This is a genomic window from Vibrio qingdaonensis (genome assembly GCF_026191675.1).
GTDB classification, from domain to species: domain Bacteria; phylum Pseudomonadota; class Gammaproteobacteria; order Enterobacterales; family Vibrionaceae; genus Vibrio; species Vibrio qingdaonensis.
In genome coordinates this window covers 399,567-423,737 of record NZ_JAKRRY010000001.1, presented here as the reverse complement: position 1 = coordinate 423,737, position 24,171 = coordinate 399,567, and the positions used below count along the sequence as shown (strand labels likewise).

The window sequence follows — 24,171 nt, the reverse complement described above, 5'->3', positions numbered from 1 at the left end:
AATACGCTCCCCTAAATATTGAGGGGAGCGTTATGACGTGAAGCTTACGCTTCTACTAGCATTCGGCCGCGCATTTCCATATGGAGAGCGTGACAGAACCAGTTGCAGTAATACCACTGGACACCAGGCTTATCGGCAACAAACGTGATAGATGAGGTTTGTTGAGGGCTGATCTCCATTTGTACACCGTGATTGGTCATACAGAAACCATGGCTAACATCTTCGATGGTATCTAGATTGGTAATGACGACGGTGACCGTGTCGCCGAGTTTGACTGTAAACTCATTCATGCCGAAAGTAGGGGCAATAGAGGTCATGTAAACGCGCACCTTATTGCCGTCTCGAATGACCTTGTTTTCCGTCATCACATTGACGCCGTCTTTTTTAGCCATTGCTATCGTTTCAGCAAAAATGGGGTCCTCTCGCGACCATATCTTGCTTGGTTTCACTTTGCTGCGGTGAATAATGGTACCGTCGTGCGGTTCTGCGAAAGTAGGACCGTCGTGGACCAGTTTCATTTCGTCGCCGGAGATATCAATTAACTGGTCATTTTCAGCGCGTAATGGCCCAACAGGTAAGAAGCGGTCTTTCGAGAACTTACATAGTGACACCAACCATTTACCATCCGCATCACGCGTTTCACCGCTAGACGTGCTGTTATGCCCCGGTTGATAATGCACGTCGATTTTCTGTTTGATGTAATTCACTTTTTCGCCGTTGTAGGCTCTGACGGCCTCTTCTACATCCCATTTTACAATCTGGCTGTCTAGGAAAAGCGTAGTATATGCAAAACCGCGGTTATCAAAGGCGGTGTGCAGTGGCCCTAAGCCCAGTTCCGGTTCGGCGACAATGGTGTCTCTTGGTTGAATTTTGTCGTTAAACAGGTCATCAAGTTTAGCGGTGGCGATAACTGACACCGTTGGAGAAAGTTTACCATTCGCAACGAAGTACTTGCCATTTGGAGAGGTATTCATGCCATGCGGTGATTTAGGAACAGGGATGTAACGAGTGAGTTCGGATCCTTTTCGACCATCGAGGACGGGCACATCATTGCCATTATAGGTTTTAAATTTCCCAGCCTGTAGGGCCGCTTCACAGCGTGCCAAACTAAAGACGACAACATGATCACGCTCGGCGGTGATCATTTCGCCCAGGTTCATGCCCATTTCTGAGTTATAGCAGGTAGAGGCGAAGTATTTGCCATCATAGTCAGCGTCAGTATTATCTAGGTTACCGTCCACCATAACTTGGAAGACCACTTCCATTTTTTCTGCATCAATGACGTTAAACAGTGAACGGTAAGTACTGACGTCTTCGAGTGTCGCCTTGCCATCATTGTTCATTGGAATTTCAAATTCACTGTTACAAATGACGTATTTGGTCTCAGGCACCTTTTGTACGCGAAGTCCATGAATGGCCTGCACGTTAGGGATGGTGATCATCTTGTCCACTTTCATGACATCGCAGCGGATACGGGCAACACGTGAGTTTGCTTTATCGTTGATAAATACATATTTCCCGTTATAGCGACCATCGGTCATACTCATATGAGGGTGATGAGAGTCGCCAGATAGTAAGTGCGCGCTATCACCTTTAATTCGCTTACTCTCATCGGTAAATCCCCAACCTGTCGCACTATCGGCATTAAATACGGGGATTCGCATTAACTCGCGCATTGAAGGGATACCTAAAATACGGACTTCACCGGAGTGGCCGCCGCTCCAAAAGCCATAGTATTCATCCATTTCTCCGGGCTCAACATAAGGGCTATTACCCGACTCAGCAGCCTGTGCTTTCGCCATAGAGGCAAACATGGCGGCTGACATAGGCGCAGCTGCGACACCTAATCCAATGGCGGCCGTTTTTCCAAAGAACTTTCTCCGGTCGGTATTGACGGGCATGTTGTCAGGGTCGAGGGTCTTTTTGTCATCGCTCATGTTGAGTCTCCATTCAAATTGGTAGGGCTGATACATGTCGCTGTTATGCAGTGATAATGCTGTTACCTCACCGCTTAGGGAATCTGTGTTACTGGGATATCAGCGTCGCTCTGTTTCCGTTTTTTGTATGCCTGTTTTTTTAATGGTGGGCATTTCCCATCGTTGGAATAAGTGATCTGACAATCTAGGCAGTAGTGGCATTCACGCATGTTGATCTCACCGTTAGGGTGAATCGCTTGAATCTCACACTCTTTTGCGCAGATTTTGCATGGTGAGCCACATTCTGGACGTCGTTTTAGCCAATCAAATAAACGAATGCTGTTTGACACCGATAAGGCTGCGCCTAATGGGCACAGGTATCGGCAAAAGGTTTTGCGGTTAAATAGGTTCAAAGTGAGTAAAAACACCGCCCACAGAATGAAAGGCCACTCACGGTCAAACTTGAGCAAGAATGTGGTTTTGAACGGCTCAATTTCTGCGAACTGTTCTGCGAGTGCTAGTGAGTCGAGAGAGAGAGCAAAGAGGCCGAGAAGAATAAGGTATTTGATTGCCCACAGTCGTTCATGCACCGCCCATGGCAATTCGAATTGTGGGATTTTAAACGCTCTAGCACTTTGATTGATCAACTCTTGCAGCGCGCCAAAAGGACATAACCATCCACAATACACGGCTCGGCCCCACATTAAAATGGTCACTGCCGCTGCGCACCACAGCATGAAAATTATGGGGTCGAGTAAGAAAAGATCCCACGAAAATTGTGTCATTAGGGCGTTGAGGAAAGTGAAAACATTGACGACGGAAAGCTGTCCGCCCCAGACCCAGCCGATGAAAATAACGGTAATAATTAAAAAACCGTGGCGTAGGCGGTGCATGAACGTTGGGTGGCGTACTAAGAAATCTTGGAAGAATAAAATAAGCAATAAGACAACAATGAGAATGGAAAGTAGCCCCACTTTTACTTGGTTTTCTTGCCACACTTGCTGTGCTAAAGAAAGCTCGGGTTTTATTATTATTGGAGCTGGTGTGTCGACGTATTGTGAAAGTGGGTGATAGTCCCCTTTAAAACTGGTGAAGACACTATCCACCGCGCCTAATTGACGGCGTACCAGTAGCTCGATTTGCCAGTCGGCACCGGGATCAAAGTCATGGTGTGCTTGCACTTTAAAGACAGACATTTCATGAAAGCGCGGTGCATCGGCTATAGACAAATCTAGGATTCGGTTATGGTCTAGATCGCGAAAAGAGATGTCATTGTTGTTTTGCTTGACTTGGATCCGGTCGAATATTCCCCCTCTCACATAACCAGAGCCTTTGTAAGAGTAGCCATTGCCAAAGATAGCAATAAGATGCTCATCTGCTTTGAGGTTGTTGATTAACCATTGGTACTCTTGCTCGCCAAATAGGTTTTTCCCAATAGTCGGGATGTCAGCTTGCGCATAGTAAATCTCAGCAAAAGGTTGCTCTCTATCGCGGGTTGCCACGCGCTCAATATTTTCGGCAGCTGTATCGGTAAAGGCGTCTTGAACCGCGCCTTTGCGAATGAGCAGTTTACGAATGGAACCATCCCCCGTTAATTCTAACCAACTTCTCTGCTCAAACTGCTCTTTTCTAATGGTGGATTTAGGTTGAATGACATTGCTGCTCGGTTTTACGATGCCAAGAGACTCAGCTACCTTGGTCGCCGCTTTCGTAATGGCGACATTCATGACCATGACGGTGACAGTGGCACCGGATAAACCGTCAATGGGTACGTAGTTTTCGTTTGCTTTACCACCCACTTTAATTCGATCTTTCACTGACAGGCCGACATACTGATCACTAAATGCCCATAATTTACTCTCTGGTATCCCAGCTAAAATTATCGGTTCATGATGTTCTAGGACTTTAGAGGCAAGGTAACGGCCTTTAGGGTCAATGATGACGAGCATGTTAACTGGCTCGCCAGAGTAAGCGGGTATGCTCGCGATATCGTTGGTTTCAAAGGCGTAGCCAAGAACGTCATCGTTATGGGTAATGGTTCTTACGAGCGGATCGCCGTGCTTGTCTGAAATGGAAGTTTGGCTAGGGAAGGTTTGTTCAATGAGCGGTATGGGATCTTTGGGAGGGCTGACAAATAATGCATAGCTGGGCACACTAATAAACAGCAGAGCAAACACCTGACACACTAGAATTTTCGTGACAATTCTTAGCATAAGCGCTCCCTTTATATCCGTATTACCTGACTGAATAAATCATAGAGATAAACACGATGAGACGGTCAGGTGTGAGGCGTTAGAGTAGGGTGTTGTTAATGGGGTGTTTTTGATTTGTATCAAGTTTAGATAAAACGAAAGCTATCAATAGTACAAAGGTTGCTCACCTTCACAGACTTGTAAGGAAATATTATCGCCATTGACTCGGTCATTTTGACCTATACGAGTAGGCTGGATTAGAGATTAGAGATTAGAGATTAGACGTTAGAGATCAAAGGAAGAGGTTAATCATTCGCAAGGATGAAGCAGGATGCAAAATCTGAGTCGCGATCGGAACCCCTTCCTAGCATTTAGTTTGAGTTGTACATACGGTCAAAGTTCTTTTGGTTCCAACCTACCATGACCTGATCGCCGATCTTTATCACTGGAATCGAACGCGCGCCCATCGCTTGAAGCTCTTTGCGTCCTCTTTGCATCTTGGCGTTAGTCAGACGGTATTTATAGCCTTTACTATCCAAATAGCGTTGGGCATCTTTACAGTGAGGGCATTTATCAGCGACATACAGGACTAAACGTTTCATTGATTTACTCTATAGCGGGTTTTGACCAGCGCAGTTTATCGATAATTGAGGACAATTACTACTTGTCTGCAACCAAGGCGCTGGCGAGTACTATGACTTACGCTAGGGTAATAGTCTTTGAATACCCGATATTGACCATTTACGCGGTATATAGTCAATTACTCATGGCTTGTTGCAGGGTCAATAAAGCACAATTGTTGATAGAGCGTCGCCGTTTTAGGCATAGTGACGCCATGAGCAAGCGCAAGGTCTAACACGTTCTTATACATGTATTGTCGCTCTAATGCCCTCTGATTCTTTAAATCCAGTAGCATGCTGGTGTGATAGGGTTTCATCGCCGCTGTGTTGCTGAGCATGGTGTCAATTAAGGGGGTAGGCAAGTCCGTTCCAAGCGCTTTTGCTGCCGCTTGAACTTCTTGCATGATCTCTTTTGCCAACGTGACGAGTTCGGGACACTGCATGATTTGCTTGGTATCGGCAGATAATACGGCAGAAAGCCCATTAAATGGCACATTCCACAGTAGTTTTTTCCAGCGTGCATCCACAATACTGCTTTCTACATCAACGTCTACGCCAGCGTTACGAAAATCCTGTGCCACTTGCTCCAATAGGGGCTGTCCTTCAGCGCCATACACGCCGAGTGTCAGTCTCCCGTAATCAATATGGTCAATATGCCCAGGACCTATCTTGTTAGAGCAGATAAAGCAAAGTCCACCACCGACAAAGGGTAAGTTAAGTTGTTCAGAGAGTTCTTGCTCTGCTCCAATGCCATTTTGTAGCAGTACGATAAGTGTATTAGGTTTGACTATTGGCGCAATGAGACTCGATAACAGCGGGTTACTTGTCGTTTTGATTGCAACCAAGATGACATCGGCTTTTGGCATCGCTTCACTTGATGAATAGGCTTGCAGAAAGCTCGGTGGAATTGAAAAGTCGCCATAGTGGGAGTCAACGGTTAAACCATGGTCGCGAACATGAGTAAAGTCAGAGTTGAAAAGAAAATGCACATCTTCCCCGCTTTGATGCAGTCTCGCCCCATAATATCCGCCAATAGCGCCTGTCCCGATTACTGCGAATACCTTCTTTGTCATAGCGACGTCCTTGTTATGCATTAATTGAAGTAATGTACATGAACTGACGAATTAGTGAACCTTTGAGGGCAATATTCGTGGCGAAATGTGAACCATCGGCAACGTCAAGTTTCTTATATAAATAATGATGATACTGATACTTAGCGCGTGTTCTCGGTTTTCAAAAGAATCCATTGCTGTAGCATGGTAGGCGCTTTATTATTTGCGGGTATTTATTCGGTTTAAGCCGCACATGTCGACGTAATAACAGGTAGTAAGATGATTGAAAGAAAAGAAACAAAACAACGTATGAGCCGCGCAGTGATTCATAACGGTACGGTTTATTTTTGTGGGCAAGTCGCTAAGGATTCAACTCAAGACATTACTCACCAGACGACAACCATGCTGGAAAAAGTAGATGAATTGCTTGAAAGTGTCGGTTCGAGTCGCGAAAAACTGCTATCTGCAACGATATACGTAAAAACAATGGCAGACTTTAAAGCCATGAATGAGGTGTGGGATGCGTGGGTACCAGAAGGCTACGCCCCAGCTCGCGCTTGTGTTGAAGCAAGCATGGCAAGAGAAGAGTTATTAGTAGAAATTTCAGTGGTCGCGGCGGTGTAAATTGACGCTGTGAGACAGAGACCGCCTTTATTCTATGAAAAAGGCGGTCTATTTCTAAGCCGTATCCCCCTTCTTCTTGAGCCCCCTCAGTCTGACTATCCATCGTCCATGTTTTTAATCTGCAATGCTTGATCTTCGGACACTTGATTTTCCCATGTTAAGTGTTGGCTCATTGAAGCTTCTAGGATCGGGATTTTTCCGAGCGCTTTGTACCACAAAGACACAAGCACTAATGAATTAGTGTTGATATTGAACGCGTTGTTTGTCCCATTGTCCGTATAGATGCCAGTGGGGATACTTCTGGCGTTTAAACTGGTTCGAAGGACTTCTTCTCTAAGTTTTGCGCTGAAAGCGTCGTCAAATAGTACGCTGAAACCAAAGCCCGCTTTATTACTGAATCGCTGTGGTGTTTCAATGGGTTTGCCACCAGGACTAACACTTAACCAACTGGTCCCGTAATAGTAGATATTATTGTAGGCGAACCAAGGGCTTTTACTCATCGCATCTTCTGCGTAAATATGGAGCTGGTTCGTTAATTCTGAGCGATGTTTTTGTAATTGGTAGAGCGCGTCTAATTGGTTCCACCATACTTGTGGACGGCCAATCTCTAATGCAAGTAATACATAGGGGTCGCTAGTGAAATAGGGCACATTACGTGTATCTACATACAAGTCCATCCCGTCCACGCTAATGGTTTCTGATGTGGTATTGTCGTAGCTAGCAGACAAGTCGAACCCATAGAGTGCGTAGCCTTGCGCAGCGTATTGCAAATAGCCTAATCGACCTTCTTGTCTAAAATATTCCTTACCTTTATACAACTTTGTTCCATAAAGGGTTTGTTCCTTGATTGCTGAGGATAAGCTCCAATGAGATGTGATGTCTTGGACGATGGGCGACAATTCCGGAAAACGTACCTCGGTAATTTTTAACCAAATGAGCAGACGGCCAATATCCAATGCGGACCAACCGTTACCGTTTGAGGCGCTGGTGCTATAACTGCCACTGGGTAACCCGGTTTTTGCGCTGTATTCTCGATTGGGCAGTGTTGTTTTGTAAAGCGGAAAGTCAGCGAGTGTGGTTAACGTGGTACGAAGTCGGTCACGGGTTATTTCGGTGGTTTCTAGCTTAAGAGCGTGTAGGGCCAATGTGGCGGCTAGCCCGCTGGCAATGTCCCACATTGTAGCGTGATGGTAGCCTTGAACCGAATCCCACATCCCCGTTGTTTCGTGGTGATTTTTTTGGAAATAATGTTGTGCTTTTTGTGCCATCAGCCAGTCATTACGAGATAGCTTTTGAACATCGACTAAAAACGATTCTTGGCTGTGTTCTGCTTCATCCATCATGGTCAAGGGAGAGGGCAAGGCGTGAGGGCTGTATTCGTCTAGGGGGGCTTCTGGACGAATTGGTGGAGCTAAAGCACGTCGCTGATAGTCGATGGTTTTCGCTTCTTTGGTTGTTTCACCTGGGGCCACAGCGCGACCACCATAAAAGCTTGGTAATTCGGGCATGCCAGTATCCGCGTACACAAACGCCGCTGGCATCAAGATGATGAAAAAAGACCGAATTAAGCGTGATACCAATAAAAAGTCCCCGGAAGGAAGGCAGAAGATAACCTAATGATAATACATAAGTTATTATTTTCGAGTTTCATTAGATCGAGAGTGTCTCAAAATCGAACGCTCAGTGTTAATAAAGATCGATTACTTTTTGTACTAAGCACTGTCATTTTTTTGTTGAAGTTGGTACTATCATGGCGTCAACGGACTGTATTGAGTCAACGGATAGGCAGGGCTAACCCAACGAGGTGCTGCTATGCGAAATTTTATCAATACTTTAACTCGCTCAGAACTTTCTCCCGTTCGCCATTCGGCGACAGTGTTACAACAATTCCTTGCGTCTTCACGCGACTATCAGCTTAGTCAAAAACAAAAACAAAGAGTGGAAACCTATTTAGGAGAAACCCAATTGTCGATTGATGATTATGGCAATCCATTAGAGGCTCATAGTGTCATCGCGTTTTCCTTTGGAGACAGTGATGATGTCAATCGTTGCCTTGGCCAACAAGTCGTCAGTTTAATGAAAGACTATCCGTTTTTAGATGCCCATTTACAGCAAGAGGTCGCGAAGCACGCCGTTCATAAAGTCGCTAACGCGCACGTGATATCGAGCGATGATTATCTCACCACTGCGGATATCGCGAAACAGGCGCTTGATTGTGCTATAGGCCGAAACGTAGTGGTGGTGGCCCAGTCTTGGCATGCCAAACGCTGTATTGAAACGTGTCAAGAAGTAGGCTTGAACGTCGTCGCAGTGAAAACCGTAGACCGATTTCCAGAGAACGATCCTCAACCTTGGGTAAGAAACCCCATCAATTGGATTCTGAAAGAGAGTCATCGAGCGGTGGCAAGTGGAATTGAAATTAGTCGTCGATTTAACTTAGCATAAGCCCCATTTAACTTTAACTGCTTGTTTCTGAGATGTTTATTGAACGCATAAAAAATACACATTGTTGTCGTAGTTACTATACTCCTTTTTAGTTGAATACTATTGAGGTTTGTGGCTTACATGGAACGAATTAAGTCCGCATTTACGCACACTAGAAAAGAGCTCTGGATAGTATGCTTTTTCAGTTGTGTCATTAATTTTTTAGTGTTATCGCTACCCATTTATGGCTTGCAATTGTTTGACCGAGTTCTGTCGAGTTCGAGTCTAGAGACGATGTTTGCGTTAATGGGCATTGTCCTCTTTTTGGTGACGGCACAATTTTTACTGGAGTATATTCGCACCGAGTTGCTGCAAAAGTCGGGGTTGAAATTAGATGCTCAATTAAGTGGCGTGTTATTAGCCAAAAGCATTTCTCAGTCTTCGGTGACCAATCGAATTGAGAAACAAAGCTTACAAGATTTATCCGAAATCCGTAATTTCCTCGTTACCCCTTCTACTTCTGCTATTTTTGACCTTCCTTGGGTGCCGTTTTTTCTGATTATCCTATTTATGCTGCATCCGTATATTGGTGCGGTCGCCTTAATCGGTAGCGCCGTATTTATGATGATGGCAGTGGTGGTTCTGTACCACAGTCGTCGGTCAAATGATGAGGCGAATCAATACTCTAATCGTACCAATATGGAACTTAATGACTACTTGCGCAATGCTCCTATGCTTAAAGCGATGGGAATGTCAGACAGTATCGGCAAAGTTTGGGAAGGTAAAAGCGAAAAGTTGCTTGCTTATCAATGGCAAGTTAACTCGCGAATGGGGCGATTGTTATCGTTGAGCCGATATTTTCGCACCTTACTGCAAATTGCGGTGCTCACTCTTGGTGTGTATTTAGTGCTTACTCAGCAGCTAGGTACCGGAGCGATTATTGCCAGCTCTATCATTATGGGGCGTGTGTTATCGCCATTTGAACAAGCGGTATCGGCTTGGAAATCATGGTATAGCGCAGCGGGGGCTTGGTATCGTCTAAATCGACTGGCTGAAAAAGAGCCGTCGATATCAAAAGTCACCCTTCCTGAACCTAAAGGTCAAATTCACTTTAAAAACGTTGCTCTTAAACTACCGACGATGCAAGAACCATTGCTGCAGAACATTAATTTCAAATTAGCGGGTGGACAGTCGTTGGCAATACTGGGAAATTCTGGTTCGGGTAAATCAACACTCGCTAAGCTCATTATGGGTATCTATCAGCCAAGTATTGGCATGATAGAGGTGGATGGGGCCACCATTGAACAGTGGTCTGAGACCCAGTTTGGTGAACATATTGGTTATTTACCGCAGCATGTCGGACTTTTATCGGGCACTGTTAGAGACAATATTAGTCGATTCAGTCATGCAAAAGACGAAGATGTCATCGCTGCCGCTAAATTGGCATGTATTCACGAGCTCATCATATCGCTCCCTGACGGTTACCAAACGTACTGTGGTGAGGGGGGCTTGCAACTTTCTGGTGGTCAAATGCAGCGAATAGGTCTGGCTCGGGCTATTTTTTCAAATCCGAAAGTGCTGGTATTAGACGAGCCTAATTCCAACCTTGACCCTGAGGGAGAGGTGGCACTTGCGATTGTACTTCAGCACTGTAAAGAAAATGAAATTACAGCGGTGATGATTAGTCATCGACCGGGTTTTTTAAGACAGATGGATTGGGTGATCTTATTAAAAGACGGCAAGGTAGAGAAAGCCGGGAAAAGTGAGCAATTTCTGGGGTTACATGCAGAAACGGGTGCTCCCGCCAGAATTGATGACCATCAGTCTAAAAGTACAGGGTAGGAGTGGCTATGGTATTTGATACTAAAAGCGTTATCAGAAAAGGGATTATTCTCAGTCTAGTCACGACAGTGGGTTTTGTTTGGTGGGCGGTGTCCGTTGATCTTAGCGCGGCTTCTATTGCAAGAGGGGTGCTGGTGGTAGAAAGTAAGCGTAAACAAGTTCAGCACCTTGAAGGGGGGTGGGTGAAGCAAGTTTACGTTAAAGAGGGACAAAGTGTTCAGGCGGGCGATGTCTTGCTTGAGTTATCAAATTCGCGAGCTGAAGCGGATTTTCAGCGGTTAATATTGAAATCTATTTCTTTGGATTATCAAAAACGCCGACTTCAAGCATTATTAGATGACAGCCGACAAGTTGATTGGAGGTTTGTGGATGACGGCATTGAGATAGATACGGCTGATAAAACTCAGGTTGTAGCCAATGTGATCAGCAGTGAACAATTGCAATATCAGCAAGCCATTCTCAAACTTGAGTTAACGGAAGGGCAGTATTTGCAGAAAAAAGCGCTGTTGGACGAACAAGTTCGCGGTGGTCAGTTTCAAAAAAGAGCGATCGAGCGTCAGTTGTCTCTTCTCAAAGAGGAGATTGATATGACACAAGGGTTGGTGAAAAAGGGCTACGTGTCAAAAACCCGAATGCTTGAGCTAAAACGGGCTGCAGCGCGAGTGGATGCAGAGTTAGCAGAAGTAAGTGCTGAAACCGAGGTCAACCATCGTCAATTGGCAACCTTAGAGCAAAATCATCAATCAACGTTGTTGGAATTAAAACAAACCTATTCTTCCCAACTTGCGCAAGTACAAAAGGAATCTCGTGACATTAGTGAAGCGCTAAAAGCGGCAACGGATGTTAAGTCGCGAGTCACCATTCGCAGCGAGCACAATGGCACCGTGGTCGGACTTAATGTGGCGAGTGTTGGTGGAATTGTGAACCCCGGTGATGTTCTCATGGAGATAGTACCAGAGACTGATGAGCTGATTATAGAAGCTCTGATCCCGGCGCAAGACATTGATGTTGTGCGCGTAGGGCTACAGGCTAAAGTTCGTTTAAGTGCTTATAACGTTAGAAAAACGCCACCAGTAGATGGCGAGGTGACTTATGTTGCAGCAGACCGCTTGAGCGATGATTCCAACGAACAGCAAACAGGATACCGGGTGAAAGTAAAGTTGGCGAAGGACGCACTGGTTGGATTAGATAATATTGAACTGTATCCCGGAATGCAGACGGAAGTCTTTATTGTTTTAGAGAAGAGAACGCTATGGGACTACTTAACCGCGCCGTTAACGGTTAGCTATTATCGCGCCATGAGAGAGGTATAGTGTATGGAACCTGAAATGTTATTTTGGCTGTCATTTTATGGCTTTTTTCTTGTGCTTTCTGTCGTTGTTGGTGCAAAAAAAGGGCGAGTAATTGCTGGTGCGTTGCTAGGGTACGTACTTGGGCCTGTGGGTTTAATTCTCATTTTGTGCAGCTCGGATAAACGAATGGTACCTTGTCCACATTGCGGGGAAAAAACACACCGCCACTCCTATCAGTGTCAACGCTGCCATGAAAAAGTCTATGGCTGTTTGCATTCGAACTAGTGTATAAGCTTCAACTTGTTGTATAGATATTATGGTTGACCTTCCTTTCCTTCCTTTCTGTATCATCGATACGGTATGTTACTTGTTCGTAGTGCTTTTTAGGCAAACAATCAGCAAACCTCCAGGTAGTAGGGGGACGTGTTGTGAACTCGCAGCTAAAAGCGGTTTGCTTCTAAATTGGATTTGGCGAAAGAGGAACAACTATGAATCAACCTATCTTACTGTGCCCGAAGTGTCAGGTAGACGTACTACTGAATACTAGCAATGTATGTTCAAAGTGTACGATAAAATACCGAAAAGTCCCTTTTTGTCCGGAGTGTCACGAGCCACTTGAAGCATTAAAAGCATGCGGCAATGTGAGCTATTACTGTAACGGTTGCAGAATGCAGAAGTCGCGTACCACCATCCGCTGGCAGTTGCAGGAAGTTGTTGCTGCAGTAAGTTGTTAGAGGGCATTGAATAACGGTTGCTGGTGCTCATAGCGAGTTGAACTAATAACAACGCAAAAAAAGCCCTCTACATTAAGAGGGCAAACAGTCGTGTTGCAAGGAAGTTTTGGAAAAGGGTGAATGACGATTCATTCACCCAACGAGGAATATAACGACGACAAGCCTAAGCTATATCTGATGGGAAATTAATGTCGTCTTGCTCTAAATCACTCCAAATAGTGACTTCTTTTCCATCCGAGCTTTCGAGTTTGTAACCATACAAATTAGACGTGTCAAGGTTTTGTGCTTCGTAGGCATCTTTAAGTCCTTGATCCATATCTGTAGTGGTACTTTTAAGCTCCCACCCCCAACCAGACAAGTCGATAGACTTTGCGCCAGTACAAACAAACTGACCGTTGGCGTCACCGGCGGTGTCATTGATCGTGACCTTATCGAGTGCAATTGAAATATCGGTATCGGTTGAAGTGACTTTTATGCCTTCAATCTCTTGGAAGGCGGTTTTTGACATGTCGATAGTTTGGTTGTCGCCATCGTTACCCACGACCAGCACATCAAAACCTTCCCCTCCGCTAAAGTAGACGGAGTTAGCCTCACCAGAGTTCAGTTCTTCACTATCGAATATAAGCGTGTCATCGCCGCTGCCTGCAAACAATTGATCAAGGCCGCTGCCACCGTCGAGCGAATCGTTGCCTTCCTGACCAAAGATCAAATCATCGCCCGATCCGCCACGAAGTGTATCATCACCAACGCCACCATCAATGTAATCACTGTTACCGCCACCGTCGAGTGTATCGTTACCTTCTTCACCGGATAGGTGGTCAGTACCAGAGCCGCCATACATTTTGTCATCACCGAGCTCGCCATACATGTGGTCGTCGCCAGATTGACCATATACAGTGTCATTGCCGTCTTGGCCATAGAGGATATCGTTACCGGAGCCACCTTCAAGGCGGTCATTACCTTCGCCACCGAACAATTGGTCGGTACCGCTGTCACCTTTTAATCGGTCGTTACCAGTGCCTCCTAAAAGCGTATCATCACCATCGCCGCCATAAAGTTTGTCGGCGCCAGTGCCCCCGTCTAGCGTATCGTTATCGCCATAGCCATAAAGCTTGTCATCACCTTCGCCGCCTTCGAGTAAATCGTTACCTGAGCCTGCGTTTAAAAGGTCGTTGCCCGCTCCGCCATACAGTTTATCGTCGCCGGCGCCAGCGTTTAGACTGTCATTACCTTGGTCGCCCCAAAGTTGGTCATGGCCTGCTCCAGAGGAGAGTGAGTCGCTGTCATCGCCGCCGTACAGCTTATTGTTGCCAGCGTTGGCTATGAGTGAATCAGCACCACTACCACCTCTTAATGTATCGTCGCCATCACTCGATGATAGGGTGTCATCTCCTTCGCCACCTTCAATGTGATCACTGCCATCGCCAGAGCTTATTGTATCGTTACCCTCGTTACCAAATAAGGTGTTATTGCCACTTTGAGCAATGATGTCATCATCGCCAATGCCACCAGTGACGGAATCATTACCCGCACCCGTTTTGATATAGTCATCGCCTTCGCCGCCAATAATGGTGTCATTGCCAGTGCCACCGAGGATAATGTCGTCACCTAGGCCGCCATTGAGTGTATTGTCACCGGATTCGCCATGTAGTTGGTCACTTCCTTCACCTCCTATGAGGTGATCATCACCTGAGCCTGCAAATAGGTAATCATCGCCAGAACCACCGTCTAAACGGTCGTTTCCAGCATTACCGAGCAGAACGTCGCTTTCTTCATTTCCGAATAGTTGGTCACTGCCAATGCCGCCATCAATAGTATCAGTGCCTTCGCCACCAGAGAGTGTATCGGCACCGCCCCCTCCATAAAGCGTGTCGTTGCCTTGATCCCCAGTAGCAGTGTCATTGTCTTCACCGCCGTAAAGGATATCGTCACCCTGACCAAGAGTGATGGTGTTCGTGCCTGCTTCGCCAAACACAGTGTCATCACCCAAGCCTGCATCTACGGTATCTTGTCCATCACCAGCAAATAAGTTGTCGTTACCGCCGCCTCCAGTAATGGTGTCATCATCATTACCGCCATAGAGGGAATCGGCGACATCACTACCGATCAACGTGTCGTTACCAGTACCACCAAAAATTTGATGAGAGCCAGTAGAAGCCGCGATAAGTGTGTCATCTCCCGCTTCACCAAGGAGGGTGTCCTGACCATCATCGGTCATGGTGTCGTTACCCGCGCCACCCGCTAGAAAGTCGTATCCGTCGCCACCGATGAGTTGGTCGTCGCCATCACCACCAAAGATGGCGTCATTTCCATCCTCGCCATATAGCACGTCATCGCCCGCGCCACCATCAAGGTGGTCATCTCGAGTGCCAGAATAGACGGTATCCGCACCGCCGCCAGCGTAAATGGTGTCACGGCCTTCTGCAGTGTTAATGTTGTCGGCTCCTGTTCCTCCGTACACTGAATCGTTTCCAGCACCGGTTTCTATGGTATTGGTACCGGCTTCGCCAAAGACAATATCATCGCCTTCACCGGTCACGACAGTATCTGTCCCGGTCCCGGCATATACGGTGTCGTTACCTTTACCCGATACCAATGTATCGTTATCAGCACCGCCTTTTAATACGTCGTCTTCATCTGAACCTGTGAGAGTGTCGTGACCTGAACCACCGTGGAGCTCGCTGGCGTTTAAACCCGCGGTTAGCGTGTCATTTCCGCCCTCGCCAAACAGGGTATTATTTCCTTGTTCACCAAGTACGACATCATCGCCAGCGCCTGCAAAGACTCGGTCGTTACCAGTGCCAGCTGAAATGGTATCGTTACCCGAGCCCGAGTAAACGGTATCGTGACCTGTTCCGGCGTGAATGGCGTCTGATCCAGAGCCGGAATAAAGGTGATCATCACCATCTTGCCCGAGGATTTGGTTATCACCATCGCCCGCGTATATCACGTCACTGCCTGCACCGGAATCAATGATGTCATTGCCACTATCGGCATAAACCGCATCTGCACCATCGCCTGTGTTTATTGTATTTTGACCGCCGCCAGCATAAATGGTGTCGTTGTCAGCACCAGATTCAATGATGTCGTCGCCGGACTCGGTATAAATTGTGTCGGCACCGTCACCAGAGTCGATAGTGTTGTGTCCGCTCTGACCAAAGATGACATCATCGCCAGCGCCCGTTTCTATTTGGTCATCCCCAGAACCTGCGTAAACTTGGTCATCTCCTTGACCTGATGAAATGATATCGTCACCTTCGTTGGCGTGGATGATATCGCTACCATCCCCCCCTAACAGGCTGTCTGTTCCAGTACCACCATAGAGTTCATCGTTGCCATCACCACCAACTAAGTAGTCGTCACCAGCGTCACCGATGAGAACATCATTCCCTTCGTTTCCTGATAGTTGATCGTCGCCAACTTCACCGACGATAACATCGTCGCCTAAGCCGCCGAGCAAGGTATCGTTACCGTCACCACCGAGGAGAAGGTCATTGTCTGACTGGCCGTGAATAATGTCGTCATCATCGCCACCCATAATGAAGTCAGCGCCTTCTCCACCATAAAGAGTGTCATTTCCCTCTTCACCCTGTATTTCATCATCGCCCGTACCACCGTCGATATAATCAGTGCCTTTGCCCCCGAGTAGTACGTCGTTTCCAGTTTCACCATAGATCTGGTCATCACCATCATCACCAATTGCGACATCGGCCCCTTCTCCGCCATAAATGATGTCGTCACCAAGTTCGCCAAGTAACATATCGTCGCCAGCGTCTCCTTGTAGTCGGTCATCGCCATCGCTGCCTAGAAGCGTATCATTCCCTTCTCCGCCGGATAGAACATCATCGCCATTCCCACCGACTAAAACATCATCGCCTTCACCGCCAAATAATTGGTCATCGTTAATGTCTCCGTCGAGAAAGTCATCTCCGCTTCCTCCAAAGATAGTATCGTTACCTTGTTGGCCCTTTAAGATATCGTCACCAGCACCACCGTCTATGGTGTCGTCGTAAAGACCATAGACGGCAATATCAACACTATTAACTTGTGAAAGAGGTTGTCCATCGGTCGTTTCCAATGAGAAATGAATGGGGGAGTCGTTTGAGGATTGCTCAGAGGTATAAGTAAAGCTTAGTGATACGTCACCATTTTCATCAACGGTTGCGGGCAGCGTTTGAATGACTTGCCCATTTTCATCGGTTATAACGACAACCACACTTTCGCTAGCTGTCGTGACATTAAAGTTGGCAGTGAGGCTGCTAGTTTGGTCGACTAAGTAATTACCGAGCCTAACGCTGTGTGTGATGGGGTCACTCCCCTCGGTTTGCTCCGCAGCAGAGAAAGAGTAGACCGATTGACTAGCACCCCATGAATCGTTGCTACTACTGTTTTCGGTCGTTGTTGTTTCTGTTGGCGTCTCATACTCCACATCACCTAATACGGTATCAGATCCGTCTCCCGCTTCAATGTGGTCAGAACCTTCACCTCCGGCGATAAAGTCATCCCCTTGGTGTGCGTGTACTTCATCGTTACCTGAACGGGCATTGATGTTATCTGCGTTCTTGGTTCCGGTAATAAGATCGTTATGTTTGGTTCCTTCCATGAGATATTTCTCTAAGCCTGACGTTTTTAATATGTATGGATTAGGATATTCGACAGCAAAATCAATTAAATCTCCCAACTGTCTAAATAGATCAGGATATGTGCCAGATTTTGATTATATGTGTTAGGGTTTGATTTTATAGGGTATTTATTTTTATAGGTTGTAGAGGGGCGTTATATAGACTGTATTTTATTTTGACGAGCAAAAAGAAACACAAATTGCAAACACGGAAGAGTGACAAAAGAGGGGGGGGGAGTTAGAACGAAAACGAATAGGCAATCATGATAGAACCATCTAAAAATCGGCCAGTACTTTCTGCGGCATCATTTGAGTTCCAACGATTGCCTGAATAATTATTATATTGAACCGTAATGGTTCCCGGTCGCCAGTCAAAGTAACCAAAACCATAGGTATAGTCAGGATTCCACGGTTGTTGTTGCGAACGGTCGAAATAGTAAAAGGCCGTTGCGTTAAGATACCAATTCCCTGTGATGGCGTATTTACAGCCAAGAGATAAGGTTTGATGATGCGCTTTGTAATCTGTTGATGCGAGATCAAAGTAGGTTGGCGTATAATTATAATCAGCCTGGCAACCAATGCTGCCATCCTCGCTAACTCTAGTCCACTCCAGTAGTTTTCCTGTTACGGGAGATTTCCACCCCAGTGACCACGTCCCTTCGTTAAAGTTGGTGCGGGAACCACCGGGTTCAGGGGCAAAGCGGTTACCGCCATAATTAGAGTAAAGCAGACTAAAGGTATATGGGCGCCAATCACTGTAACCGAAAACATAAGTGAAATCTGGATTCCATGCTTGTTGCTGATCTTTATCTAGGTAGTAATAAAGTGTCCCTGATACAAACCAATTTCCGAGTAGTACATATTTAAGAGATAAGTTGGCAGTATAATTTACATTGGAAGGCCCGTTGGTGGCCCCAGCAGGTAAATTAGCTTCTGTCGTTTGCTTTAATGGTAGATTTAGAGAGAAGTTACCACTAAGTCCTGATAATCCGTCACGATCTTTTAACTCACCTAAAGGTAGCTAAAAAGAGCTTTCAACTCCTCGCCAAATTAAGTCCACTTCGGTTTCTTCTGGTTCTTTATTAATAGTGTTGTCATCTTTGGTGATGTTTGGAGAAATAGGAGCCGGGGCATGTTGCCTAGAATGGGACAAATAGTCATCGGCCTTTACTGCTAATGGTATGAGGGCAACAATAATACAGATTTTCGTCTTTTTGCTCATATTTCCCTGTGCCGAAAGCAATAGTTCCTTCTGTTTATTCAAGCACAATCTCACGCTAACGTGAAGAAAACAAAAAAAATTTTGGTAATCCAAGTTTCTATTCCTATCCTGATTAATATGATTGGAAATCGCGGAATTCTGATGAATGGAAAACGTTGAACTCAGTAAGAACCAAATAGAGAGAGCGATTCTGTTAGTTGAGGACAATAAAACAACGCAGATCTTAATGAGTTCGCTGTTAAAGAAGCGAGGCTATGACGTGACAGTGGCAAGCCATGGCTATGAAGCATTGGAAGCACTAAACGAAAGTGAGCACATTCAGTTCGTACTAAGTGACTGGGTGATGCCAAAGATGGACGGTGTTCAATTATGTAAAGAGCTTAAGTCTACGAATTATAATCGTTACATATTCTTTGTTTTATTGTCGTCGCAAGATGATCAGGACTCAATAATCAGTGGTATCGATGCCGGAGCTGACGATTTTGTGGCGAAAAACACCGCCATCGATGAGCTTGATGCACGTATTCGAGCTGGCTTCAGAAATTTGGGTCTTCATAATGAATTACTCAAGAAAAATCATCAATTAGATTCGGCATACGCCACGATAAGGCAGGATTTAGATTCGGCTGGTGACTTTATACGTCAGTTACTTCCAACTCGCACTGAATTTAAACGGGTGTCGATGGCCTATACGTCCATTCCAAGTGCGCAGGTTGGCGGAGACATTCTGGGTTACTTTCCCCTAGATGAGGATCATGTTGGGTTTTATCTATTGGATGTGTCGGGGCATGGGGTAGCCTCTGCGTTGTTGTCTTTTTCTGTGCATCAAACATTGTCTGTTGTGAATGGCCCCAATTCAGTGGTGTTTAAGGGAACTGGGGATGAGAAACAGATCCGACCTGCTGATGAAGTGGTGACGAAGCTCAATGAAATATACAGCCAGGATTCATCTAATCACCTTTATTTTACAATGATTTATGCCGTGCTGAACAAGAAAACGGGTGAATTAAATTACTGCGCAGCTGGGCATCCTCCGATTATTTGGGTGCAACAAGAGGCGAGGACGACTCAATTCTTAGGCGATGACAACTTTGTCGTTGGCATGTTTGATTTTGCTGACTACAAACAAGAAACCATATGTTTGGGAGCGGAAGATGAGATTTGGCTCTATACCGATGGCATCACCGAAGCGAGAGTAGGGGAAGAGTTTTATACCGAAGAGCGATTAAAAAACTTGATCGCACTTCAGGATAGAAAGCCGCTTGACGAGAAGCCTGGGGAGATAGTATCTGCGGTACGCGAATGGCAAAAAAATGCAATGTTTGATGATGATATCAGCATTCTGGTTTGTAAATGGACACCACAATAGGTAGGGAATTATATGAAGTACGATATTTCTAGTAGCGAGTTGTTTACGGTCATTCAAGTTCAAGAAGCGCGTTTCGATGCCAAGCTTGCGACGTCTTTTCGTCAGACCATAGAAGAGGTCAAATCAGAGCTTAAACCGAATATCTTGCTCGACATTTCGCAGGTGACATTTATGGATAGCAGTGGCTTAGGCGCGGTGATGGCCGTTTACAAGTTATTGAGAGACAAGCAAATTGCTGTAGTAGGTGCCAAACAGCCAGTACGCGAGCTGTTCAAACTTACTCGTATGGACAGGTTGATTAAAACGTATGACACGGTGGAAGATGCTATGACGACGTCAGTTTAACTAGTTTTTGACCAGCGACTTACCAACAATGTATTTGCCAATATCTGGCAGCAATAACGAACAACGGCTAGGAAATAATATGAAAGGAATGATTCTGGCGGCAGGGAAAGGGACGCGTGTTCGGCCCATTACTCAGCAGATACCAAAACCGATGATCCCAATTTTGGGTAAGCCGGTAATGGAGTCAATGATTGAATTATTTGTTCAGCATAACATAAGTAAAATTGTCATTAACACCAGTCATTTAGCTGAAGTTATTGAGGGGTATTTTGGTGACGGTCACCATTTTGACGCTCAGCTTTCGTATTCATGTGAAGGCGCTTTAAAGGAAGGGGTCTTTGAAAGCAAGGCGTTAGGTTCGGCTGGTGGAATGAAGCGAATCCAAGAGTTTTCTGGTTTTTTCGACGAGACTTTTGTTGTGGTCTGTGGAGATGCATGGATTGACTTGGACCTTAAAGAGGCCGTTAAAAAGCATCGTAAAAATGGTGGGATTGCCACGATCATTACCAAACGAGTACACGCAGATGAAGTAGAAAAGTATGGCGTTGTTGTCACCAATGATAAAGGGCGAGTTGAAAGCTTCCAAGAAAAACCAACTAAGGAAGAGGCGTTGTCTGATCAGGTGAATACGGGGATTTACATCTTTGAACCTGCGATATTTGATTACATACCCAAAGAGACAGAGTTTGATATTGGTAGCGAACTTTTCCCAACTTTGGTTGAGCAGCATATCCCTTTCCACGCGGTTGAGATGAATTTTCAATGGCTGGATGTGGGTAATATCAAAGATATTTGGGGAGTAACGGAAGACGTATTGAGCGGGAAGGTCCCGGGTTATCGTATCCCTGGAACGCAAGTCAAAGCCGGTATTTGGCTAGGCATTAACACCAACATTAATTTATCGAAATGTAATATCGTCCCACCGGTCGTAATTGGCAGCGGATGTAAAGTCGAGGATGGGGCAACCATTGTTGGGCCAGCCTTAATTGGTGCCAATTGTCACGTTAAAAGCGGTGCGACAATCAAGCATTCGTTAATCTTTGATTACACGCAGATTCATTCGGGAGTCGATATTGCAGAGCAAACCATCTTTGGCGATTTTAGTATTGGTCATGATGGTCAGGCTGCAAGTTCAGTGATGTGGACGAATTTACGACCGTATTTGGCAATGAATCGTTTAACTGATGCGATAAACACGATGTAGGCAATACTCAATGCATATTAATGGTGATGAGGGCTCAGTAATGACCATAGATGGGCAAACATTTTCAAATACATATAAAAGCACCATCGATGTATCAAGAGTGGCCGCCGAGGATTTGAAAGGGTTCTGGCATTCACGTCGCTTGAGTGATAGCGATATTGGTGAACTTGAGCTTTGTGTGGTCGAACTTGTCAATAACGCGTTTGAGCATGCCTATGCTGGTCAAGATGGTGAGCCGATAGAAGTCACGAGTCGCTACAACGAAAATAAAGTTATTGTCGATATCACCCATTTTGGTGAGGGGATGTCACAAGACGAGTTTCGCGGTGCGTTAGAGGCGGATTTTATTGAGCCTGACCCTGATGACCCTGATACATGGACGACCTCAGGACGTGGGTTCATTATATTGGCCGCGTTACTCGATACTGTGGAGTTAACGCAAGATGGAGAAAAAAATACGTTTACCTTAATAAAAACCATACGGTCATGAAGCGATGGGGGCGGTCATGAGAATTCTAGGATTAAGTTTAATTTATTTGTTACTGCAGGGCTGCACTAGTCAGCCAGCAGTGCAATCTGTGAGTACTCAATCTCTGCATGGCCAATGGAAATTTACCTCGTTGACACCTATAGCTAAGCCTTATTCGCGTTCGTTATCTGTCCCCTCTAATTGGTATTCACAAGGCGTGGAGTTTTCAGGTGAAGCACTCTATCAAACATCGTTTAATGTGACAGAGTCAACTGAAAATGGCCGATACTGGTTGATGTTTGACGCGGTTGACTACGAGGCTAAAGTTGCACTGAATAACATTCCGGTAGGCGCACATACTGGTTATTTCTCTCCATTTTCCTTTGATGTCACGCCTTTCATTAAACAAGAAAACAACCAATTAACCGTTATCGTTAAAAGTGAAAATGATGAAAAACTTCCGGATTGGTCATTGAATAAAAGGGAGCTTAAAGGCGTGTTAAGCCACCATGATACTCGACCAGGAGGCGCGTGGTCAGACAAAGGGCAGGACGCCAACTCTGGCGGGATTTGGGGGGAGGTTACACTCAAAAAAACGGGGCCAATTGCAATTAAAGAAACAGCGTTTATTCCAACCATTGATTCCAATCGATTTACCTCGGGGACCTTAACCATTGAGCTGGATAGCTTAGTTATAGGGCAAGCGAATATTAATATCTCCCTTGTCTCGCCCTTGGAAGCGGATCATCAAACCCGTAGTGAAACTTACACTTTGGAAACGGAACTCAAGCAGGGAACAAATATAGTTGAATGGGCAGTACCAACAATGAAGAGAGCGTTGTGGTGGCCTTATGATTGGGGAAAGCCTAACTTACACGATCTAACAGTGGAGGTTTCATTAACGAATCAAGCCTTGTCTGACCAAGTAATGCAGCGCATTGGGTTTAGGGAAGTAAGGTATTCAGAGTCAGAGAAACATTTTTACATTAATGATCTTCCATACTTCATCCGAGGCACAAATTATATTGCAAGCCAGTGGTTAGGAGAGGTGACCCGTGAGGACTATGCCAACGATTTGACGTTGATGCAGCACGCGAATATTAACGGCATTAGAGTGCATGGGCATGTCGCTGGGCAGGCGTTTTATGAACTTGCAGATGAATATGGTTTTGTTGTCTGGCAAGACTTCCCGTTACAGTGGGGTTATGAAAACTCATTAGCGACAGCGGTTGAAGCGGCTCGGCAAGCAACTGAAATGACCAATATGCTATCTAATCATCCGTCGGTCGCCTTCTGGAGTGGCCATAATGAGCCTCCTTGGGATGCGACCTGGATGAAGTATAAGTACCCCAGTTATGAACGATCTCACAATACACAGTTGACGGCATCGGTGCATGAAGCGCTGTTACGTGCTGATGATGGTCGCATTGTGCGGGAGGCCTCTTACACTCACGAACATCCTTGGTTTGGCTGGTATTCAGGTCATTATAAGGACTATAAAAGACTGCAAGGACCACCCATTATTAGTGAGTTTGGTGCACAAGCCTTACCGCGTGAAGCGATATTATCCCGCTTCTTGACCGATAGAGATACTTGGCCATTAAGCGCAGAGCAATTGGCTACACTCGAATATCACAATTTTCAGCCTCATGAAATGACTAACTTGGCAAAAGTAAATATGGGAGACAGTGTTAGTGAGCTCATTATTAACAGCCAAGAGTATCAACGTGTCGTGAATAAATACGCTGCTGAACAGTTACGATTGAAGAAAAATAATGGAATTGCGGCTATTTATCAGTTTATGTTTGTGGATAGCTGGCCTTCTGTAACGTGGTCGATATTAGATGTCGAACGGCAAGAAAAATTGGCATACCTAGCAATTAAAGAATCTTTTCAGCCAATTTTACCCGTTGCCAGTGTAAAAGATAAATCTTCGTCTAAGCTATTAAATATCAGTGTAATCAATGACTCAAGAAACGATGTTGTTAATGCGAAGATAGAGATTAACTGCATAGAAGGCAAAGCTGAACCCACATCATGCTGGCAAGAGAGGAATATAACAATTGAGCACAACAAGGTTGTGAAAATTGCCACAATTGAACAGTCAAATATAACTGATGATTTTGTAATTAATATCATTGGTGGGGATGGACAGTTAATTTCAAGTAATCACTATAGAGCGGGTGATTATTAATGGCCTGAACAAGTATGTTGAATGAGATACTAAACATATAAAGGTCATTTA

Annotated in this window: 19 protein-coding genes; 11 read left to right on the top strand and 8 right to left on the bottom strand. The window is 45.4% G+C overall.

The genetic code is table 11. From position 1 onward, the window contains the following. Window positions 1-44: 44 nt before the first annotated feature. The 4 genes from nosZ to MD535_RS01855 all read right to left on the bottom strand — a co-directional run bounded on the left by nosZ (window position 45) and on the right by MD535_RS01855 (window position 5,801). Window positions 45-1,937, bottom strand: a complete 1,893-nt coding sequence (gene nosZ / locus MD535_RS01870; RefSeq protein WP_265673215.1) for a TAT-dependent nitrous-oxide reductase — start codon at window positions 1,935-1,937, stop codon at window positions 45-47. Window positions 1,938-2,011: 74 nt separating this feature from the next. Continuing rightward, entirely contained in the window at window positions 2,012-4,129 is a 2,118-nt protein-coding gene (gene nosR / locus MD535_RS01865; protein ID WP_265673214.1) for a transcriptional regulator NosR, read from the bottom strand. Between the two features lie 350 nt (window positions 4,130-4,479). Then, on the bottom strand, window positions 4,480-4,710 hold the full coding sequence (locus MD535_RS01860) for a glutaredoxin family protein (protein ID WP_265673213.1): 231 nt from the start codon (window positions 4,708-4,710) through the stop codon (window positions 4,480-4,482). Window positions 4,711-4,868: 158 nt separating this feature from the next. Further along, window positions 4,869-5,801, bottom strand: coding sequence for a 2-dehydropantoate 2-reductase (locus MD535_RS01855; protein WP_265673212.1), 933 nt, complete (start codon window positions 5,799-5,801; stop codon window positions 4,869-4,871). A 258-nt stretch (window positions 5,802-6,059) separates the two neighbouring features. Between MD535_RS01855 and MD535_RS01850 the strand changes: the two genes are divergently transcribed. Next, window positions 6,060-6,404, top strand: coding sequence for a RidA family protein (locus MD535_RS01850; protein WP_265673211.1), 345 nt, complete (start codon window positions 6,060-6,062; stop codon window positions 6,402-6,404). 95 nt (window positions 6,405-6,499) lie between these two features. Here MD535_RS01850 and MD535_RS01845 read toward each other — a convergent pair whose 3' ends face one another. Then, a complete protein-coding gene (locus tag MD535_RS01845; RefSeq protein WP_265673210.1) occupies window positions 6,500-7,984 on the bottom strand; it encodes a DUF3131 domain-containing protein in 1,485 nt (494 codons plus the stop codon). Window positions 7,985-8,216: 232 nt separating this feature from the next. On the opposite strand from MD535_RS01845, the gene MD535_RS01840 reads away from it, so the two are divergent. The 5 genes from MD535_RS01840 (at window position 8,217) to MD535_RS01820 (ending at window position 12,696) form a co-directional block, all read left to right on the top strand. Then, window positions 8,217-8,849, top strand: a complete 633-nt coding sequence (locus MD535_RS01840; RefSeq protein ID WP_265673209.1) for a hypothetical protein — start codon at window positions 8,217-8,219, stop codon at window positions 8,847-8,849. Between the two features lie 120 nt (window positions 8,850-8,969). Continuing rightward, window positions 8,970-10,670, top strand: coding sequence for a type I secretion system permease/ATPase (locus MD535_RS01835; RefSeq protein ID WP_265673208.1), 1,701 nt, complete (start codon window positions 8,970-8,972; stop codon window positions 10,668-10,670). Between the two features lie 8 nt (window positions 10,671-10,678). Next, window positions 10,679-11,983, top strand: a complete 1,305-nt coding sequence (locus MD535_RS01830; protein WP_265673207.1) for an HlyD family type I secretion periplasmic adaptor subunit — start codon at window positions 10,679-10,681, stop codon at window positions 11,981-11,983. A 3-nt stretch (window positions 11,984-11,986) separates the two neighbouring features. Beyond that, complete coding sequence (locus tag MD535_RS01825) at window positions 11,987-12,247, top strand: hypothetical protein (RefSeq protein WP_265673206.1); 261 nt, start codon at window positions 11,987-11,989, stop codon at window positions 12,245-12,247. 203 nt (window positions 12,248-12,450) lie between these two features. Beyond that, window positions 12,451-12,696, top strand: coding sequence for a YfgJ family double zinc ribbon protein (locus MD535_RS01820; RefSeq protein ID WP_265673205.1), 246 nt, complete (start codon window positions 12,451-12,453; stop codon window positions 12,694-12,696). Between the two features lie 163 nt (window positions 12,697-12,859). Here the strand turns inward: MD535_RS01820 and MD535_RS01815 are convergent, their stop codons facing one another. The 3 genes from MD535_RS01815 to MD535_RS01805 all read right to left on the bottom strand — a co-directional run bounded on the left by MD535_RS01815 (window position 12,860) and on the right by MD535_RS01805 (window position 18,632). Then, on the bottom strand, window positions 12,860-17,299 hold the full coding sequence (locus MD535_RS01815) for a beta strand repeat-containing protein (protein ID WP_265673204.1): 4,440 nt from the start codon (window positions 17,297-17,299) through the stop codon (window positions 12,860-12,862). Between the two features lie 294 nt (window positions 17,300-17,593). Continuing rightward, window positions 17,594-17,905 (bottom strand): hypothetical protein, encoded by a 312-nt coding sequence (locus MD535_RS01810; protein WP_265673203.1) that lies wholly within the window; start codon window positions 17,903-17,905, stop codon window positions 17,594-17,596. Between the two features lie 433 nt (window positions 17,906-18,338). Next, a complete protein-coding gene (locus tag MD535_RS01805; protein WP_265673202.1) occupies window positions 18,339-18,632 on the bottom strand; it encodes a hypothetical protein in 294 nt (97 codons plus the stop codon). Window positions 18,633-18,684: 52 nt separating this feature from the next. On the opposite strand from MD535_RS01805, the gene MD535_RS01800 reads away from it, so the two are divergent. The 5 genes from MD535_RS01800 (at window position 18,685) to MD535_RS01780 (ending at window position 24,120) form a co-directional block, all read left to right on the top strand. After that, the gene (locus tag MD535_RS01800) at window positions 18,685-19,908 is read left to right on the top strand and encodes a SpoIIE family protein phosphatase (protein ID WP_265673201.1); all 1,224 of its coding nucleotides are present in this window, start codon (window positions 18,685-18,687) and stop codon (window positions 19,906-19,908) included. A gap of 12 nt (window positions 19,909-19,920) precedes the next feature. After that, on the top strand, window positions 19,921-20,253 hold the full coding sequence (locus MD535_RS01795; protein ID WP_265673200.1) for an STAS domain-containing protein: 333 nt from the start codon (window positions 19,921-19,923) through the stop codon (window positions 20,251-20,253). Window positions 20,254-20,332: 79 nt separating this feature from the next. Next, window positions 20,333-21,457, top strand: coding sequence for an NDP-sugar synthase (locus MD535_RS01790; RefSeq protein WP_265673199.1), 1,125 nt, complete (start codon window positions 20,333-20,335; stop codon window positions 21,455-21,457). A 10-nt stretch (window positions 21,458-21,467) separates the two neighbouring features. Continuing rightward, window positions 21,468-21,947 (top strand): ATP-binding protein, encoded by a 480-nt coding sequence (locus MD535_RS01785; protein ID WP_265673198.1) that lies wholly within the window; start codon window positions 21,468-21,470, stop codon window positions 21,945-21,947. A 16-nt stretch (window positions 21,948-21,963) separates the two neighbouring features. After that, on the top strand, window positions 21,964-24,120 hold the full coding sequence (locus MD535_RS01780) for a glycoside hydrolase family 2 protein (RefSeq protein WP_265673197.1): 2,157 nt from the start codon (window positions 21,964-21,966) through the stop codon (window positions 24,118-24,120). Window positions 24,121-24,171 lie beyond the last annotated feature (51 nt).